At 65.3% G+C, this 18,097-nt stretch carries 12 protein-coding genes and 1 pseudogene; 10 read left to right on the top strand and 3 right to left on the bottom strand.

Going from position 1 to position 18,097, the window contains the following annotated elements:
- Positions 1 to 54: 54 nt before the first annotated feature.
- Together RWT78_RS05530 and RWT78_RS05525 are read left to right on the top strand one after the other, a co-directional pair.
- Complete coding sequence (locus RWT78_RS05530) at positions 55 to 228, top strand: DUF2613 domain-containing protein (protein WP_003945488.1); 174 nt, start codon at positions 55 to 57, stop codon at positions 226 to 228.
- Positions 229 to 271: 43 nt separating this feature from the next.
- Complete coding sequence (locus tag RWT78_RS05525) at positions 272 to 4,606, top strand: alpha-(1->3)-arabinofuranosyltransferase family protein (protein WP_314674561.1); 4,335 nt, start codon at positions 272 to 274, stop codon at positions 4,604 to 4,606.
- A gap of 23 nt (positions 4,607 to 4,629) precedes the next feature.
- Here RWT78_RS05525 and RWT78_RS05520 read toward each other — a convergent pair.
- Positions 4,630 to 5,679: pseudogene (locus tag RWT78_RS05520) on the bottom strand (acyltransferase family protein); the annotation flags it as partial.
- A 216-nt stretch (positions 5,680 to 5,895) separates the two neighbouring features.
- Between RWT78_RS05520 and RWT78_RS05515 the strand changes: the two are divergent.
- Entirely contained in the window at positions 5,896 to 7,029 is a 1,134-nt protein-coding gene (locus RWT78_RS05515; RefSeq protein WP_095971372.1) for a DUF3068 domain-containing protein, read from the top strand.
- A gap of 170 nt (positions 7,030 to 7,199) precedes the next feature.
- Positions 7,200 to 8,156: an ABC transporter substrate-binding protein gene (locus tag RWT78_RS05510; protein ID WP_054827952.1), complete on the top strand. Its 957-nt coding sequence runs from the start codon at positions 7,200 to 7,202 to the stop codon at positions 8,154 to 8,156.
- Here RWT78_RS05510 and RWT78_RS05505 read toward each other — a convergent pair.
- On the bottom strand, positions 8,137 to 9,363 hold the full coding sequence (locus tag RWT78_RS05505; RefSeq protein ID WP_314674501.1) for a polysaccharide biosynthesis protein: 1,227 nt from the start codon (positions 9,361 to 9,363) through the stop codon (positions 8,137 to 8,139). The two genes, RWT78_RS05510 and RWT78_RS05505, sit on opposite strands and share 20 nt — an antisense overlap.
- 33 nt (positions 9,364 to 9,396) lie before the next feature.
- On the opposite strand from RWT78_RS05505, the gene RWT78_RS05500 reads away from it, so the two are divergent.
- Entirely contained in the window at positions 9,397 to 11,136 is a 1,740-nt protein-coding gene (locus RWT78_RS05500; protein WP_314674499.1) for a hypothetical protein, read from the top strand.
- Here the strand turns inward: RWT78_RS05500 and RWT78_RS05495 are convergent.
- The gene (locus RWT78_RS05495) at positions 11,083 to 12,297 is read right to left on the bottom strand and encodes a glycosyltransferase family 4 protein (protein WP_314674497.1); all 1,215 of its coding nucleotides are present in this window, start codon (positions 12,295 to 12,297) and stop codon (positions 11,083 to 11,085) included. The two genes, RWT78_RS05500 and RWT78_RS05495, sit on opposite strands and share 54 nt — an antisense overlap.
- Before the next feature lie 173 nt (positions 12,298 to 12,470).
- Between RWT78_RS05495 and RWT78_RS05490 the strand changes: the two genes are divergently transcribed.
- The 5 genes from RWT78_RS05490 to RWT78_RS05470 all read left to right on the top strand — a co-directional run bounded on the left by RWT78_RS05490 (position 12,471) and on the right by RWT78_RS05470 (position 18,081).
- The gene (locus RWT78_RS05490) at positions 12,471 to 13,241 is read left to right on the top strand and encodes a bifunctional 2-polyprenyl-6-hydroxyphenol methylase/3-demethylubiquinol 3-O-methyltransferase UbiG (RefSeq protein ID WP_003945692.1); all 771 of its coding nucleotides are present in this window, start codon (positions 12,471 to 12,473) and stop codon (positions 13,239 to 13,241) included.
- A gap of 4 nt (positions 13,242 to 13,245) precedes the next feature.
- On the top strand, positions 13,246 to 14,133 hold the full coding sequence (locus RWT78_RS05485) for an ROK family protein (protein WP_314674495.1): 888 nt from the start codon (positions 13,246 to 13,248) through the stop codon (positions 14,131 to 14,133).
- A gap of 139 nt (positions 14,134 to 14,272) precedes the next feature.
- Positions 14,273 to 15,460, top strand: coding sequence for a phosphotransferase family protein (locus tag RWT78_RS05480; RefSeq protein ID WP_314674492.1), 1,188 nt, complete (start codon positions 14,273 to 14,275; stop codon positions 15,458 to 15,460).
- 1 nt (position 15,461) lies between these two features.
- The gene (locus RWT78_RS05475) at positions 15,462 to 16,631 is read left to right on the top strand and encodes a hypothetical protein (RefSeq protein WP_314674490.1); all 1,170 of its coding nucleotides are present in this window, start codon (positions 15,462 to 15,464) and stop codon (positions 16,629 to 16,631) included.
- 4 nt (positions 16,632 to 16,635) lie between these two features.
- Complete coding sequence (locus RWT78_RS05470) at positions 16,636 to 18,081, top strand: aldehyde dehydrogenase (protein ID WP_003945530.1); 1,446 nt, start codon at positions 16,636 to 16,638, stop codon at positions 18,079 to 18,081.
- The last annotated feature ends 16 nt before the right edge of the window (positions 18,082 to 18,097 follow it).

The raw sequence follows: 18,097 nt of genomic DNA, 5'->3' as shown, positions 1-18,097 counted from the left end.
GGTAAGTCCGTCCGACCGTGAACGACCGACTAACGACCAATTGGGAGATCCGCGATGACGAAGTTCCTTGTCCCCGGTGTGGCCAGCGCTGTCATCGGTGCCGTTCTGGGTGCCGGCGTCATCTTCGGTGTCACGGCCGCCGCGTCGGACAACACTCGTCCCGAGATCGACCGCAGCGGAAACGCAGATTCTTCCGTGCTGAACCAGGTTGAGTACGGCAGCCGCTGAGAGCGCAGGCCTCGCGAGTTCCCGTTCTTCCGCCGACGCAGCGGTGTCTTCGGTAGACACCGCCCCGTCGGCAGAGCCCCTGTCGAAGCGGTGGCTGTTCGGCGCCTCCGTCGTAGCGTTTCTTCTCACTTTTCTGCAATCGCCGGGTCTGATCACCGCTGACACCAAGTACGACCTGACGCAGAATCCGTTCGGTTTTCTCGAACGCGCGTCGCATCAGTGGAGTAGTCAGGCCCCGCTCGGCCAGGTTCAGAACCAGGCCTACGGATATTTCTTTCCGCACGGGCCGTTCTTCGCGCTCGGCGAGTTGGCGAACGTTCCGCCGTGGATCACTCAGCGCGTCTGGTGGGCGCTGCTTCTGATCGCAGGTTTCTGGGGAATCATCCGAGTTGCCGAGGCTCTCGGTATCGGCAGTCGTAGTTCGCGCGTCATCGCAGCGGTTGCCTTTGTTCTTTCTCCCCGCGTGCTGACCACTCTCGGTTCGATTTCCTCGGAAACCCTGCCGATGATGTTGGCGCCGTGGGTGTTGTTGCCGGTGGTTCTGGCCTTCGGCCCTGTGCGTGGAAAAGGAGTCCCTGAACTCCCTAACCGCTCACGGGGGTTGAGGCGGTTGGCCGCACAATCCGCGCTTGCCGTCGCCCTCATGGGTTCGATCAATGCCGTCGCCACCGCCGCAGCCTGCCTGGTCGCGATCATCTGGTGGCTCTCGCACAAACCCAACCGAACGTGGCTGACGTTCACCGCATGGTGGGCGCTGTTCGTCGCACTCGGCACTCTCTGGTGGATCGTGCCGCTACTGCTGCTCGGCAAGATCAGCCCACCGTTCCTGGACTACATCGAGTCCGCCGGTGTCACCACTCAATGGGCGTCGCTCGCCGAGATACTGCGCGGCACGGACAGTTGGACCCCGTTCGTCTCCCCCGAACGCATTGCCGGCGCCGTTCTGGTCACCCAGCCCGCAGCAGTTGTCGCCACCGGTCTGGTTGCCGCTGCCGGCCTCGCCGGACTCTGCATGCGGTCCATGCCCGCTCGCGGCCGGCTGACGCTCATCCTGTTCGTCGGTATCACCGGTCTGGCCGCGGGGTACGTAGGTGAACTCAGCTCGCCGGTATCGGAGTCAGTGCGTCTGTTCCTCGACTCGGCGGGCGCGCCGCTGCGCAACGTCCACAAGCTCGAGCCGTTGGTCCGTCTACCGCTGGTGCTGGGACTCGCACACCTGCTGGCCAAAGTGCCGCTGCCGGGATCGGTTCCACTCGCCCGATGGCGGCGTGCGTTCGCCCATCCCGAGCGCGAACCGATGGTCGCACTGACCAGCCTGATCCTCGTCGCCCTCACCCTCTCGACGGCCTTGGCCTGGACGGGAAAGCTCGCTCCCCGCGGAGCGTATCCGGACGTCCCCTCGTACTGGAACGAAGCAGCACAGTGGCTCGAGGACAACACCTCCCCCGGATCGGAAGCCGAACGTGCCCTGGTCGTCCCGGGAGCGCCCTTCGGCAGCCAGGTCTGGGGCCTGACGCGTGACGAACCGCTTCAGGCGTTGGCGAGTACGCCGTGGGCGGTGCGTGACTCGGTCCCGCTGACCCCGCCCGGCGCCATCCGAGCGCTCGATTCGGTCCAACGTCTGATCGCCGACGGACGTCCGTCGGACGGCCTCGCGCAGACCTTGCTGGGTCAGGGCATCCACTATCTGGTGATGCGCAACGACCTCGACGGCGAAACGTCGCGCTCGGCCAGGCCGATACTCGTGCACCAGGCGGTCGAAGGCTCGCCGGGGATCGAGCGCGTCGCGCATTTCGGTGAAGACGACAGCCCCGAACCGATCGAAGGGCTGGTCGCGGACAGCGACCTGCGTCCCGGTTACCCGGCCATCGAGATCTTCGAGGTCACCGCGCCTGACGGCACCCCGGCGGTCAGTGGACCGTACTCCGTCGACCTGAACCAGGTTCCGCGCGTTCAAGGCGGGCCGGAATCTGCTGTGCGCCTTCACGAAAGCGGGCTGATCCCGGGGACCGGCCCGATGATTCTCGCCGCCGACGCCGAAGCTGCCGGACTGCCGGTCGATTCGGTCACCGTCACCGACACCCCACGCGATCGGGAAACCGATTTCGGTCAGGTCGACAACCACAGTTCCGCCCTACGCACCCCTGACGACGCTCGTCGTACCTACAATCTGGTGCCCGACTACCCGGTTGCGAACACGCCTCTCGTGGAAGGCCGCTGGAGTGGCGCCTCGATCACCGTTTCCAGCGCAGCCTCCGACGCCACCCAGCTGGGCGGCACCTCACCGTCGAGCAGTCCGGCATCGACGGTCGACGGCGATCCGGCCACCGGCTGGTTCAGCAACGGAATCGAGCGTGCACTGGGCCAGTGGTTGCAGATCGACTTCGACACACCGATTTCCAGTGGCCTGCTCCATCTGACCACCAGCGCCGCGGCGATCGGCGCTCCGGTCAAATGGCTCGAGGTCTCGACACCGAACGGCAGCACGGCGGTGAAGGTGGAACGTCCCGGTGAGCCCATCACGGTCTCGATCCCGGGCGGCAATACTCCGTGGGTACGCATCACGGCGACTCACACCGAAAACGGATCGCCTGGAACACAGTTCGGCATCAGCGAACTCTCCGTCGAAGACTTCTCCGACCGCAACGCACCGAAGTCCGTCCCGATCCGTTTCGACACAGTCCTGCCGAGTACGCCGGCGGACGCATCCGTGAACGCTTGGAACCTGAGCCAGGAGTTCCCCGGCCGCAACGCGTGTGCCGACTCGACGGACCGCGTGCGGTGCAGCAATGCATTCATGGCCATACCCGAAGAGCCGAGCCGTTTCCAGCGCACGCTCACGGTGCCCGAAAACACAGTCGTTGCACCGACACTGACCGTCCGAGCGCGTCAGGGCAACGCCCTCGAAGACCTGCTTGCCGCCCCAGACCGAATCACGGCTTCGGGTTCGAGCGACATCGGCGACACACGCGGATCTGCCTTCGCTGCCACCGACGGCGACCCACGCACCACGTGGTCGGCGCCGCAGAGCACCACCGAACCGGGCGGCCCGAAACCGACTCTGACTCTCAATCTTCCCGAGCCCACCCTGGTCACCGGCCTGGACATCACACGAGGACTTGGCACCCTGCCATCGCTGCCGACCAGCGTCGCGGTGAACCTCGGCAACGGACCGCAGGTTCGAGAGCTGCCCGACCTCGAAGACGAAACGCCTCGAACCAGTCGAGTTACCCTCTCCCCCTACGTCACCGACAAGATCGTCCTCAGCGTCACCGATTGGGAACCGGTCCTCGATCAGACGGCACTCGGCTTCGCCCAGGCGCAGCCCACCGGCCTCGCCGAGGTCGGCGTCGTCGGCGCAGACGGGACACCGATCGCCGGTTCCGGCGTGCAGGGCACAGACTCATTCGACAACCGCACCGTCACCGTCCCCTGTGGCGACGGCCCGACCATTTCGGTTGCCGGACAGCAGTTCCCCACCTCGATCACTACGACGGCGGCCCAACTTCGCACCGGCGCACCGGTCGAGGCGCGTGTGTGCGACCCGGACGCGCCGGCAACTTTGCCGGCGGGACAGCCTGAAGTAGTCGTCGAACCGGGCCCCGCATTCTCGGTCGACAATCTGAACCTGACGGCTGTCGGCCCTTCAGCCGCGCAACGGAATACACCGCTCGAATCGACCGCGTGGACGGCGAATCACCGGGAACTCACCGTCACGAACTCGTCCACCGATCAGTTGATCGTCAATCCCGAGAGCACCAGCATCGGCTGGATCGCCACGGCGCCGGACGGTTCCGAGCTGACGCCGGTGGTCGTGAACGGTTGGCAGCAGGGCTGGATCGTGCCGGCAGGCACCGCGGGAACCGTCACCATCGACTTCCCCAGCGACCGTTGGTACCGTCTCGGCATCTTCGGTGGGCTCGTGTTGCTGATCCCGCTGCTGTTCGCAGCTCTTGTCCCCACCCGCCGAGAACCCAAGCCGCACATACCGCCCCGCCCGTGGCGCAGCGTCGCGGCAGGATGGGTGGGCGTGTTCGCGGCGGCCACCGTCATCGGTGGCGGAGTGGGAGCGGCGATCGCGGTCGTGTGCTCGATCCTCGGACTTGCCGCGCTGCGAATCTTCGGCCCGGCTCGGACCGCACGCATTCTCGTCGGCACCGCCGGCGTGGCCGCGATGATCGGCATCACGCTGCTCTCGACCGGACCGTGGCGGGCACCGGGCGGCTATGTGGGCGATTCGTTCGCGATTCAGTTCTCGATGTTGGTGGCCTTGGTCGTGACCGGGTTGGCCGCGTTGCCCTTTGCCGGTTCACCGATGTGGCGACGCTTCTCCCACCGCGTCACCGCGACGCGCGCCGGTTCCTCCACCAAGGCGTAACTGGCCGAGGCCACAGCGACGCTCAGGACGACTGTGAGGGCCAGGACGTAGAAGAAGCTGCCCGAGAACGGAACTATGCCGAATACGGGGAACACAGCGTTCAATACGGCCAGGTGCCAGATGAACAGGCCGTAGGACCAGCGTCCGATTGCCAGCGCCAAAGGACTGGCCAGGAACCGATGCTGCGATTGATCGCGCAGAACCAGTGGCGCGATCAACGAGAAGCTGATGATCGCACCGAGTGCAATCTTGATCGCGTACTGCCACGGCTCCGGCCGCACCAGACCTTCGGGCCCGGCCAGATCGGTGCACGAGAGAACGAAGGCGACAAAGGCAATGAGGGTCAGGAGTACCCGACGGTGCGCGAGGCGATGCACCCATGTCGACGGGCCCACTGCCAGCTCGGCCAGCACCATGCCGGCGCCGAACCACGGCAGGTAGCCCGGCAACCAGTTGTCGTGATGGATGGCGTCCAGCGTCGGAATCGGAATGAATGCCCACGCCAGGGCCAGCACCGACACTCCGAGCAGAAGCGGTAGCCGGTACCGGGCAGTGCCGCCGCGCAACCGCACCATCAGATACGCGAACAGTGGCAACAGAACGTAGAACGCCACCTCGACCGACAGGCTCCACATCTGCGTGAGCCCCTCGGTGAGCGTCAACGGCACGAAGACCTGTACCAACCCGAGATTCGCGAGCCACACCTGGTAGCCCCCACCGGCGCCGGGCAGGAACAGCAGGATCAGGACCACCGCCACCCAGTACGCCGGCAGGATGCGCGTCGCGCGGGAGATCCAGTACCGGACCGTCGGCTGCGGCTGCCCGATTCCGCGGGCCTTTGCCGCGTGCGGACGCCACAGCAGAAATCCGGACAAAGCAAAGAACACCGCTACGGCGAGGTCGAGACGGCCAAAAGCTCGCCCGATCGCGCCGGACTGCGCTTCACCGGTCTGGAACGCGACATGGGTGACGAGGACGCCGAGCGCCGCCAATCCACGCATACCGTCCAAAGCCGGAACGAAGCCCCGAGCCTGTGGCGGGACCGTCTGAGAGGAATTCGTGGAACTGATCATCACGGATAAGTGTGCACCCCAGGCCGATTGAGGGAAACCACCAGGGACTCACAACAAAATGCCTGGCCAATTCATGCCCTCATGCGACAAACCGGGCCGGTGGACTGTTAGTGTTCTGCCACACATGGTGTCCATCGGGGGCCCCATGCGATCTGCGCAGCTCATATTGTGCCGGTTGGGGAACCTCGAAAGACTTAACGGGTTAGGAGTCACAGCATGGCGGAACGCTCAGGGCCGAGCCGGATACTTCCTTGCATTCTGGTGGGCCTCGGTGCCTTCCTTTTGGCCATCGCCATCCTCATTCCTACCTACACGGTAGGCAAGCTGGAGAAGACGCCACTCGACCTCGAGGTGACCACCGTCGCCACAGGCACCGGTAGCGTCCTCAACTCGGCGGCCCTCCTCGCCGGTAAGGCACAGGTCGACAACAACGTGCCGATCGTCGCTCAGCGCTACGTCACCACGCAGGACCCGTCGGACGCCGACATCATCACCGTCGAAGCCGGCCAGACGGTCCGTCGTACCGACAAGCAGGGCGATACCGGACTGCTGACCGCAACCCTGGACCGCGTCACACTCGATCGCGTCAGCTCGATGCCGACCAACGATCCGGTCGGAACCGTCCAGACCTCCAGCGACCAGCCCGCCGAAGAAGTTTCCCGCGACGGTCTGCAGTACAAGTTCCCGTTCAACACGGAACAGAAGAGCTACCCCTACTTCGACCTGAACGCTCGCGCCACGAAGGACATCGACTTCGTCGAAGAGACCGAGATCAACGGTCTGAAGGTGTACCACTTCCAGCAGACGATCGATCCCGTCGACCTGTCGAAGGTCGTCAACTCCCCCACCAACAAGCTGAGCCTGCCCGCCGACACCTGGGGCGTTCCCGGTGGCGCTACTCCGATCACGATGACGCGTTGGTACACCAACGTCCGTGACCTGTGGGTCGAGCCCAAGACCGGCGTTGTCGTCAAGGGCCAGGAACAGTTGCACCAGTACTACGGACGCAACAAGGATGCCGTCGACGTCGAGGTTCTCAAGGTCACGCTGCCCTTCGACGAAGCCACCATCGAGTACCAGGTCCAGCAGGCCCGTGACGGCATGGACAAGCTCTCGCTGTTCGGCCGCACCGTCCCGATCGTGGCAGGTGTCCTCGGTGTCATCGCACTGATCGCCGGTATCTTCCTCGGGATTCGCAGCGGCAAGGGCGGAACCCCGGCCCGCGCTGCACACGGCGGAACGAACCAGAATCCCAGCGGCCAGGGCTCGCCCGAGCCGGCTCCGGGTGAGCACGACTGGACCTCGGACGACACCCAGGTGATCCCGCGTCCGGATCTGCGCAAGGACTGATTCAGGCAGTAAGCAGAGCGCCCCTTCCACACGGAAGGGGCGCTCTGCTGCGTTTCGGGACTTTGTTGCCGGATCGGCGTACGGATTGGCGCAACGGGTCGTTCCCTCCGCGTGGTCGCGGGCTTAGCGTTTTCTGGAAGTCCAGACCACCCCCGAACACGAGGAGCCACATGCCCGCATCAACAGTTCTGGGTTCGCACATCTGTGTCAGCGATCTGACGCGACGGAGATTTGTTGTCGGCAGTGCTGCATTCTCCGGGCTGTTCGCCGCCGGTTGCGCACGATCTGCCGGTACCGAGGGCGATGCAGCCGGGATGCGCACGGTCACGACCTCGCTCGGAACCTACGACATTCCGGTGACCCCGAAGCGCGTCGTCGCCATCGACTCCCGACTCGACCTCGAACCGGCCGTCGCGATGGGCCTGCCGGTCATCGCGTACAGCTTCGACGCCGCCGAACCGTGGGTTCCGGCCGATCCCACGGCGCAGGTGTTCGAGGCACCGGTCAACGTCGAGGCAATTCTCGCGCTGGAACCGGACCTGATCATCTGCACCGACATCGGTGAGGCCTCCGACATGTGGCCGCTGCAGCAGTTGAGCCAGACGGCTCCAGTGCTTCCGATGGACTTCACGCGTCCATGGCGCGAGAACATCGACCAGTTGGCGAGTTGGCTGAATCGCACTGAGAACCCTGAGGTCCGTCAGGTCATCGGAGCGTACGAGGACAAGGCAGCCGGACTGAAGGAACGCCACGCCCAGAGCTTGGCGAGCAAGCAGATCGTGCTGCTGAACTACGTGAATCAGAAGGTCAACGGCGTCAACCGTAAGGGCATCTCCACGCAGGTGGCCGAGGACCTCGGCGTGCGACTCCAGTGGCCGGTCGAGGGACAGAAGGAGATCTCCACCGAAAACCTCGTGACTGCCCTCGACTCTGCCGACGGAATGATCGTCACCACCGCGCCCGGTGTGGATCCCGTCAGTGACGACCGTGCGATGTGGAACCGTATCCGCGCAGTACAAGGCGACAACGTCGTCTACACGGGTGGAAACATCAACTACGGATCCGTCTACACCGCGATGCGTACGCTCGACTACTTCGACGATTTGTTCACGCGTCTGGAGAACTGACGCCGCTGTGAGGTGCCGGCCCGGCGCGGTCGGCACTTCGCACCGCGGCGACGGACACCGCCAACGCCGTCGTCGACGCAACCACGACGGCGACGCCGATCAACTCTCCCGGCGTCTTCGCCCACACGAGCATGACCGTCGCCTCCACGGCCAGTCCTGCCCACGCCAGAAGGGCCACTCGCGTGCGCTCTGACGCGATTGCGGACAGCAAGGCACCCTGGAGTACCGCCAGCGCTGCACCGTGCAGGGCGAAGGCCCACAGCATCGGAGCCACGGCGGCGTATGCCTCGCCCACGAGCATCGGCACCAGCGGGCCGGCAACCGCCGCTCCCAGAACCAACACGGCGCCGATACCGACGAGCACTGCCAACGCCGAGCGAACCGCCTGCGCCGAGTGCGCCGGATTCGCCATCTTCGGGTACAGCACGACGCCCACTGCCTGTGGAAGCCAGAACGCCACCTTCGTCGCGACGGCGCCGAGTGCGTAGACACCGGCGTCGTATTCGCTGAGGACGACGCGGACGATCAGCAGATCCAGCGAAGACAACGCGATCAGCGCGAGCTGAACCTGCGACGCCGCGAGCACGGAGACAACCCCGATCCGCACCGGACGGTCCTCGCTCACCGAGACGGTTCGGTCGACCACACGAACTATCACCACCAGCAACGCAGTTCCGGCAGCGCCCGCGACCAAGGCCGCGCCTGCTCCGCCGCCGAATGCCAGAACGACTACTGCCGGAAGGACTTTCATCACCCCGGCCCCGGCCAGTACGGCGCTGAGAGTGCCGAATCGGCCGTGCCCCTGCAACAAACCCTGCTCCGTGGCCAGCAGAACCAACATGGGCGCAGTCACCAAGGCCGAGAACGCCGCCACGATTCCGGTGTCGAGTAGCCATGCCATCGCCGGAGCGAGCGCCACCGCGAGAACGGCGACGATCGCGGTGCATCGATACCCCAACGACCGCAACGCATCTGTGCTCTTGCCGCGCACCGCCTCGCGGGCGACCACCGTCTGCAACGCCAAAGCCGGAACCGCAAGTACCAACTGGGCGGCAAGCAGACTCGCGAACTCTCCGTAGCCGACCGGACCCAACCATCGGCTGGCCAACCATGCCAACAGGTACGACGCGACGTTAGCGGTCATCGATCCCACCAAAACCATGCCGACCCCGGCCGCGGCGGCGCGATCGAGTGGTTGGCGAGGCATGGCAGTAATGATGCACCACGTATCGTGCGCGTCATGACAGTGCAAGCCGGATACCGCCGTTACCTGCCTGCGGCGTACAGCCTGGCGCTGGCACTGTTGATCCTCGGACCGCTGCTCGGCCCCGGCTACCTCCTGCTGCGCGACGCCGTCAGCACGCCGCGCTCGTACCTGACCGACTCCGCTCTCGGACTCACCGATGCCGCGGCCCGCGCCGTTCCCCAGGACGCGCTGATCGCAGCGTTGAGCACCGTGATCGACGGCGGACTGGTGGTCAAGTTCATCCTGCTCGTGGCGCTCTGGCTCGCCGGTTGGGGTGCGGCACGCATGGTCGCCGTCCTGCTGCCGACGGCCGGTGTCGGTCCACAACTCGTCGCGTCGACGGTGATGCTCTGGAACCCCTACGTGGCCGAGCGCCTGTTACAAGGACATTGGAGCCTGCTGACCGGTTATGCCGCACTGCCGTGGATCGTGTGTGCCGGAATCGGAGTTCGCCGAGCCACGCCCGGGTCCTGGTGGGCGTTGGCCGCGTCACTGGCATTCGCGGGTCTGACACCTACCGGCGCTCTGCTCGCTCTGACAGCCGCGCTGGTGGTGGTAGCCACCCCCGGAGGCCGAACCTCGGCCATGCGGCGTGTCTGCGGCGCTATCGGGCTGTTCCTCGTCGCCGCCTCGCCGTGGTTGGTCGCCACCTTCGTATCCGGAGCAGCAGGCGACGGTTCCGATCCAGCGGGAGTCGCCGCCTTTGCCGCCCGAGCAGAACCGGGACTCGCGACGCTCGGCAGCCTCGCCGGGCTCGGCGGTATCTGGAACTCGGCAGCGGTACCGTCCACGCGCACAACACTCTTCGCATTGGTCGGAACAGTTCTTCTGCTTGTCGTGGTGTTCGCCGGTATGCCCGCTCTGTGGCGCCGACGCCGGAATCCTGTTGTCAGTGGACTCGGACTACTGGCCCTGTTCGCGGTGCTGGCTCCGACCATGGGCGCTACCCCGTGGGGTCTCGACGCCGGCCGATGGTCGGTCGAGGTGTTCACCGGCGCCGGTCTACTGCGTGACGCGCAGAAGTGGGTCGCGCTGGCCGTCCCGTTCTACGCACTTGCTGCGGCCGCCGCGGTGATGTGGGCGGGCAATCGGTTCTCCCTCCCCCGCCCGGCATTCTCGGGTGCCGCCGTCGTGGTGACAATCGTGGCGCTACCGGATCTGGTGTGGGGCGTCGGCGGCGCGTTGAAGCCCGTGCACTATCCCGGGTCCTGGACCGTGGTGGCCGAGCAACTACGAGACGAAACCGGTGACGTTGCAGTGCTTCCCGCCGGGATGTTCCGCGCCTTCCCCTACAGCGGTGATGCGCCGGTACTCGATCCAGCACCACGCTTCCTACCCCTCGACGTGCTGCAGACCGGCCAACTGGTGGTTGCCGGTGGTGCTGTCGGCGGCGAGGGGACTCGGGCAACTCGGGTCGAGGACCTACTGCTGGCCGGCGGAAGTCCTACGCAGTTGGCCGATCTCGGAGTCGGATGGGTACTGATCGAGCGCGGGACACCAGGTCAACTCGGCAACTCGGCAACCACGCTCGACGGCTTGGAACAGGTCTTCGCCGACGACGATCTCGCGCTATTCCGAGTACCGGGAGATGTTGCCGCGCAGGAAGCCTCGACCAGTGCCCGAACTGCCGTCATCGCTGCGCATCTCGCCTGGATACTGATGGGTGCGATCGCGCTGATCTCAGTCGGACTGAACCAGAACCGAATTCGACTCGCGAGGCGCGGCCAGTCCTGAGACCCACCGACCGTCCTTGTGCGCGGTCAGCACCTCGAGCACTCCGGTGCCGGTCTGTTCCCAGGAGAACTCACCGGACCACACGCGAGCTTTCTCACCGAGCACCATGCGAAGTTCGTGGTCGCGGAGCAGAGTGCCGGCAGCCTGCGTCAGATCGGCGATGTCGCCGTCGGCGGCGTTCTCGCCCCCGACCAGAAGGCCCGTCACTCCGTCGACGATCGAATCGGTCAGACCCTTCGAACTGCGGTAGCCGATCGTCGGAACACCGTGCTGCGCAGCCTCGATGACTGCAAGACCCCATCCTTCTTTTCGCGAAGGCATGAGATGAATCCACGACTGCGCCAGTAGTTCATGTTTACGAGCCTCGTCGACGTGACCGTAGAACGAGACGGCGTCACCGATCCCCAACTCGGCGGCACGATCACGCAGGTTCTGCTCCCACCAACCACCACCGATGACGTCGAGATGGATGCCAGGAAGCGTCGGCCGCAGCGCCGCAACCGCTTCGAGTGCGTCCTCGATCTGCTTGTGCGGCACCAGCCGTGAGAGAACCGAAATGGTGGGACGCTCGGCCCTGGTGATGGATCCGCCCGCGTCGACGCCGACGGGAAGCCGATCGGCACCGTTGCGCACCACGGCAATTCGTTCGCGCTCGACACCGAGATCCACCAATTCTTCCGCCGAGGGAAGCGACACCGTCAGGTACTGACTACGCCGATGGGTGCGCGGCGACAATCGCGATTCGACCCACCAGCCGATCCGACCGACGAGCTTGCCTGCCACCGGCCACTGTTCACGATGGCAGTGATGGACGAGAAGCGTGACCGGTGCGCCCGCCACGGTCTTCGAGAAGAAGGGGATGCCGTTCTGGGTGTCGATCACCGCGTCGGGTCGAATGCCCTTCAGCGATCCGAAACCCAGACGCCCAGCGGCAATGGCAGCCAGAGCGCGGGGATACACGCTGAAGCGTCCACCTGCTCGGCTGATGGTGATGCCGTCGCGAACCTCCGACGCGGGCGCCCCGGGATACGACGCCGTCCGCAGCGTCACCTTGATACCGCGCTCGGCCAACTGGGATCCGACCTGCTCGAGGTAACGCTCGCTTCCACCGCCCTGGGGATGCCCGGTATCGCGCCAGCAGAGCAACAGAACCTCGCGCACGTGCGTTACTCCCTGAGTTGGTCGGTGGCCACCCCGGTTCGGGCGATCCTGCGGGATGCCCCGCCTGACCGGCCGGTAACCCTGCCGAACACCCTAACTGTTCGAGCGTCCGTATTGCCGCGCTCCTGACGGTGTTCGTGGACCGGGTGCCCCAGTGGCTAAAGTTGCTACCCGTGACCAAGCCCGCAGTGACCCGCATTTTCGGCCGACGGGCAACTCTGAAACGCTCGTTCGGCCTGCTCAGCGACTTCCGCCACGAGCAGTCCGCGCCCGACATCTTCTACGGCGCGCTCGCGCGCGACTCCGTCGAATTGATCTCGGACCTGCACGAAGGTCACACCGGGCGATCCCTCGACGGTCTCACCGTCCTCGACGTGGGCGGCGGTCCGGGCTATTTCGCGGAGGTCTTCCAGGCCGCAGGTGCCCGCTACATTCCCGTCGAACCCGATCCGTCGGAGATGCACGCAGCAGGTCTGACGGTGGGCGGCGCGGTGCGCGGATCCGGTTTGGCACTGCCGTTCCTGGACTCGTCCGTGGACATCTGCTTCTCCTCCAACGTGGCCGAACACGTCAGCGAGCCCTGGCTGATGGCCGAGGAAATGCTGCGCGTGACCAAGCCCGGCGGCTTGATGGTTCTCTCGTACACCCTGTGGTGGGGTCCGTTCGGCGGCCACGAAACCGGACCGTGGCACGCGCTGGGCGGCGAGTACGCAGCCAAGCGGTACCTACGCAAGACCGGACGCGAACCGAAGAACAGATTCGGGGTGTCGTTGTTCAAAGTCGGCGCCACGGACGGCTTACGCTGGGCCCGTGGAACCAGCCAGGGCACGTTGCTCGCCGCGATCCCGCGCTACCACCCGTCGTGGGCGTGGTGGATGGTCCGAGTCCCCGGTCTGCGGGAGTTCCTGGTGAGCAACCTCGTCGTGGTTCTCGAAAAGCGATAGCGACATGCGCCTCGCAGTCGACATCGGTGGTACCAAGATGGCTGCCGGGGTCGTGTCCGAGGACGGCCGCGTTCCCGTGTTCGACAGCGTGCCGACGCCGCAGACCGACCCGTGGAGAGCGTGTGCGGCGCTGCTCGAACGAGTCTCAGACGGCCGAGAGGTCGACGGTGTCGGCATCGCGTGCGCCGGGCCGGTGGACACCGTCGCCGGCGTCGTCGCTCCCATCAACATCACCGAGTGGGCACAAGGATTCGAGCTCGTAGCGGGCGTCCGCAGCCTCTTTCCCGATGCCGGAACCGCCCTCGCCATGGACGGAGCCGCAGCGGCATTGGCGGAGTTCCACCACGGCGCCGGACGCGGCACCCCGAACCTCCTGAGCCTGGTCGTCTCGACGGGAATCGGCGGAGGAATCGTTCTCGGCGGTGAGATTGCTCGGGGTCGCACGGGGAACGCCGGTCACATCGGCCACCTCGTCGTTCCAGGATCTGCCGAACCGTGCAGCTGCGGGGGCGTCGGCTGCCTCGAGACGGTGGCAAGTGGACCGTCCGCGGTGCGATGGGCTCGTAGCCAGGGCTGGTCGGGGAACACCGGCCGTGAACTAGCCGAGGGTGCACGCAGCGGCGACGCGATCGCCGTGGACGCGCTTCACCGTGCAGGCACGGCGCTCGGTGGTGCCATCGCCTCGGCGGCTGCCCTCCTGGACGTGGACCTCGCGGTGATCGGCGGCGGTTTCGCCCAGTCGGGTACACCGCTGTGGGAACCGATGCTCGACGCGGCTGCCCGACATGCCCGTTTGTCGTTCGTCGCCGGGCTCCGGATCGTTCCCGCCGAGCTGGGTGGCGCCGGAACTCTGACCGGTGCGGGCTTGCTCGCGCTCACCGCCGTTATCTGACACGCGTTCTTCCCCGATAAATCCGCAGGGAGTCCCACTAAACGGGTGCCACCTGTTCCCAATTTCTGTAACGTGTTTTAGTGTTCTGACTCACACCGTTACGGGCATCGCACGTGACGCCTACGGGAAGGAGGTGACCGTGAGCCCAGACGCTTCCTCATCTGACGTTGTCTCGACTGCTTCTTCGACCGATGAAACCGAGCATCACGCCCAGGTCGCCCGACCGAGCGATTCCCTCCGCGACACCGAAGACCTCCGTGAGCGCCTGGAACGGTGGATGGCCGGCAAGGTGCCGAGCGGATCCACTGTGACCGTCGCCGACGTCACCTTGCCCGCAGCCAACGGCATGTCCAGCGAAACCATCCTCTTCGACGCCACCTGGGACGGCGAACATCATCCCTTGGTCGCTCGGGTGGCACCGACGGAATCGACCATGCCGGTGTTTCCGACCTACGACCTCGAATCCCAGTTCCACACCATGGCTCAGGTGCGCGAGCACTCGGCGGTGCCCGTACCTGCCGTGTACTGGTCCGAATCCGACCCGGACGCGTTGGGTGCGCCGTTCTTCGTGATGGAACGCATCTCCGGCGACGTGCCACCTGACGTCATGCCGTACAACTTCGGATCGTGGGTCACCGAAGCGTCCCCCGAGCAACGAAAGACCCTCCAGCGCAGCTCGGTCGACGTCCTGGCTCAATTGCATGCCATCGACAAGCCTTGTGTGCGTTTCGACTTCCTCCGACTCCCCAATTCGGGAACGACTGCACGAGAAGCATTCACGGCACACATCGCCGAGCAGCGCGCGTACTACGAGTGGGTGGTCTCCGACGGCATCAGATCACCACTCATCGAACGTGCCCTCGACTGGATCGAGGAGAACAATCCCGCGGACGATTCGCCGGCGGTGCTCTGTTGGGGCGACTCGCGCATCGGTAACGTCATGTACCAGGACTTCGCGCCGGTAGCCGTACTCGACTGGGAAATGGCAACTCTCGGCCCGCGGGAGATGGATCTGGGCTGGATGGCGTTCCTGCACAGGTTCTTCGAGGACATCGCCGGACTGGCGAACCTACCCGGTCTTCCCGACTTCCTGAGACTGCCGGATCTCGCGCAGACCTACGCCGAGATCACCGGCCACACCCCACACGATCTGGAGTTCTACGTTACCTATGCCGCACTGCGTCAGGCGGTGATCATGTGGCGAATTCAGGCCCGCGCCATAGCCTTCGGCCAGTCGCAGCGACCCGAAGACCCCGACGACATGATCATGCACCGCGCTTCGCTCGCCGCGATGCTCGACGGTACCTACTGGGAGAGGTTGGCCTGACATGCTGTCACCGATGGACGACTACCCCGTTCACCAGATCGCCGAACCGATCCGTCACGTAGCCACCTCGGATCGAAACTTCTACGACCGCTACTACTTCAACTGCTACCCCACCGAATCCCCCGACGTGTTCCTCATCGTCGGACTCGGCCAGTACCCCAACCTCGGCGTCATGGACGCCTTCGCGGTACTGCGCCGCGGTGACGACCACATCGTTGCCCGTATGTCGAAGGCACTGGGCGCCGACCGTACCGACACCACCGTCGGACCTTTGCGCATCGAAGTGCTGGAAGGACTGCAGAAGCTCCGCGTCGTCCTAGAACCAGGCAGCGAATACGATCTCTCCTTCGACATCGCCTTCGACGCCACCATCCCGGCGGCGCTCGAGCCCAAGCACTTTCGCCGTCAACTCGAACGAGTCACGTTCGACACCTCACGCTTCCTGCAGACCGGAACCTGGACCGGATCGCTCACCGTCGACGGGGAGGATTTCGCGATCGACCCGAACACGTGGCGGGGGAACCGCGACCGCTCGTGGGGTGTGCGTCCGGTCGGTGAAGCCGAACCGCAAGGCAGACGCGCCGTCGACGGAATCCAGAACTTCTTCTGGATCTACGCGGTCATGCAGTTCGACGAGTTCACGATCTCGGTGATCATGCAGGAAGACGAGCAGGGCAGGCGCATCGTCGAAGAAGCCATGCGAGTGTGGCCGGACGAAGCCAGGGACAACGAATGGCTCGGCCGGCCCGAACACGAACTGACGTTCTGCCCCGACACCCGCGACGTCACCGGAGCGACCATCACCTTCCACCGGCCAGGCGGTGAAGTCCTCACCGTCGCCTGCGAACTGCTGCTGGCCAACTACATCGGAATCGGCACCGGCTACGGGCTCGAACAGGACTGGCGTCACGGAATGTGGCAGGGCGAACTCGTCGTACAAGGGCTCCGCCACAAGGTCCACGAGATCGAACCGTTCCAACGCATGTTCTCCCCCGTCGACAACCTCGCGTCCTTCACGCTCACCGAAGGCACGAACACCAACACCGGCACCGGTCTTTTCGAGGTAGCCGCCATCGGACCGCACGAGAAATACGGATTCACCAGTTTCACCGACACCGCACAGGCAGACGACGCGTATGCCCTCGCGGCGACCGACAACACCGAGGAATGAATTGATGACTGACTACGACAAGCTCTACATCGGTGGAGCATGGGTGGCCCCGGCCACCGACCAGGTACTCGAAGTGTTCTCTCCCGCAACGGAGGAGCGCGTCGGCAGCTGTCCCATCGCAGCACCGGCAGACATCGACGCGGCCGTGTCCGCAGCCCGCGCGGCGTTCGAGGGACCGTGGTCACGCACCACCCCCGCCGAGCGCGGCGCGATCCTCGCCAAGGCCGCCAAGCTGATCGAAGAGCGCAGCGCGGAAATCAACCAGCTCATCTCCAACGAGATGGGCCAGCCGCCCGCCATGGTCGGCATGATGCAGCAGACCCCGTCGATGGCGACGCTGGGCTACTACGCCGAGCTGGCCGACAAGTTCGCGTGGGAAGAGAAGCGCACCGGCGCATTCGGGCAGACCAAGGTGACCCGTGAGCCCGTCGGCGTCGTCGCCGCCGTGCTGGCCTGGAACGTCCCGCTGTTCCTGGCGATCAACAAGCTGGCCCCCGCGCTGCTCGCCGGCTGCACCGTACTGCTCAAGCCCGCACCCGAATCCCCTCTCTCCGTCCACGTGATCGCCGAGATCTTCACCGAGGCAGGCGTTCCCGAAGGCGTCATCTCCGTGCTCCCCGGCGGAGCCGAGACCGGCGAATACCTGGTCTCTCACGCGGGCATCGACAAGATCACGTTCACCGGATCCAGTGCCGTCGGCCGCAAGATCGGTGCCATCGCCGCACAGAACCTCAAGCGCTGCTCCCTCGAACTGGGTGGCAAGTCCGCCGCGATCATCCTCGAGGACGCCGACATCGCCGCCGGAATGCCGATGCTCGTCATGTCCGGCCTGATGAACACCGGTCAGGCCTGTGTCGCTCAGACCCGAATCCTCGCTCCCCGTTCGCGTTACGACGAGGTCATCGAGGGAATGAAGACCGCCGCAGGCTTCATGACCGTCGGCGATCCGTCCGATCCCGCAGCACAACTCGGCCCGCTGATCTCCGAGAAGCAGCGCGAGCGCGTCGAGGGTTACATCGCCAAGGGTAAGGAAGAAGGCGCGCGCGTCGTACTCGGTGGTGGACGTCCCGCCGGCCTGGACAAGGGCTGGTACGTCGAGCCGACGATCTTCGCCGACGTGGACAACTCGATGACCATCGCACGCGAGGAGATCTTCGGACCCGTTCTCTCGGTGATCCCGTACGACTCCGAGGACGAGGCCATCAAGATCGCCAACGATTCGGATTACGGCCTCGCCGGATCGGTGTGGACCACCGACATCGATCACGGACTCGAAGTTGCCGCGCAGATCCGCACGGGTACCTACGCGATCAACTGGTACGCCTTCGATCCCGGATCACCGTTCGGTGGTTACAAGAACTCCGGTATCGGGCGCGAGAACGGACCTGAGGGCCTCGAAGCCTTCTGCGAGACCAAGTCCGTACTCATGCCGCCCGGCTACGTGGGCTGACCCTCCCGGGCGTTGG

The organism is uncultured Rhodococcus sp. (assembly GCF_963525155.1).
In the GTDB taxonomy this organism is placed as follows: domain Bacteria; phylum Actinomycetota; class Actinomycetes; order Mycobacteriales; family Mycobacteriaceae; genus Rhodococcus_F; species Rhodococcus_F qingshengii.
The sequence above is the reverse complement of the archived record's forward strand: the minus strand, read 5'-3'. Positions and strand labels throughout refer to the sequence as shown.

Excerpts from the sequence above, each read along its gene's own strand:
- RWT78_RS05530 (WP_003945488.1), top strand. The coding sequence starts at position 55 with ATGACGAAGTTCCTTGTCCCCGGTGTGGCCAGCGCTGTCATCGGTGCC.
- RWT78_RS05515 (WP_095971372.1), top strand. The coding sequence starts at position 5,896 with ATGGCGGAACGCTCAGGGCCGAGCCGGATACTTCCTTGCATTCTGGTG.
- RWT78_RS05510 (WP_054827952.1), top strand. The coding sequence starts at position 7,200 with ATGCCCGCATCAACAGTTCTGGGTTCGCACATCTGTGTCAGCGATCTG.
- RWT78_RS05505 (WP_314674501.1), bottom strand. The coding sequence starts at position 9,363 with ATGCCTCGCCAACCACTCGATCGCGCCGCCGCGGCCGGGGTCGGCATG.
- RWT78_RS05500 (WP_314674499.1), top strand. The coding sequence starts at position 9,397 with ATGACAGTGCAAGCCGGATACCGCCGTTACCTGCCTGCGGCGTACAGC.
- RWT78_RS05485 (WP_314674495.1), top strand. The coding sequence starts at position 13,246 with ATGCGCCTCGCAGTCGACATCGGTGGTACCAAGATGGCTGCCGGGGTC.
- RWT78_RS05475 (WP_314674490.1), top strand. The coding sequence starts at position 15,462 with ATGCTGTCACCGATGGACGACTACCCCGTTCACCAGATCGCCGAACCG.
- RWT78_RS05470 (WP_003945530.1), top strand. The coding sequence starts at position 16,636 with ATGACTGACTACGACAAGCTCTACATCGGTGGAGCATGGGTGGCCCCG.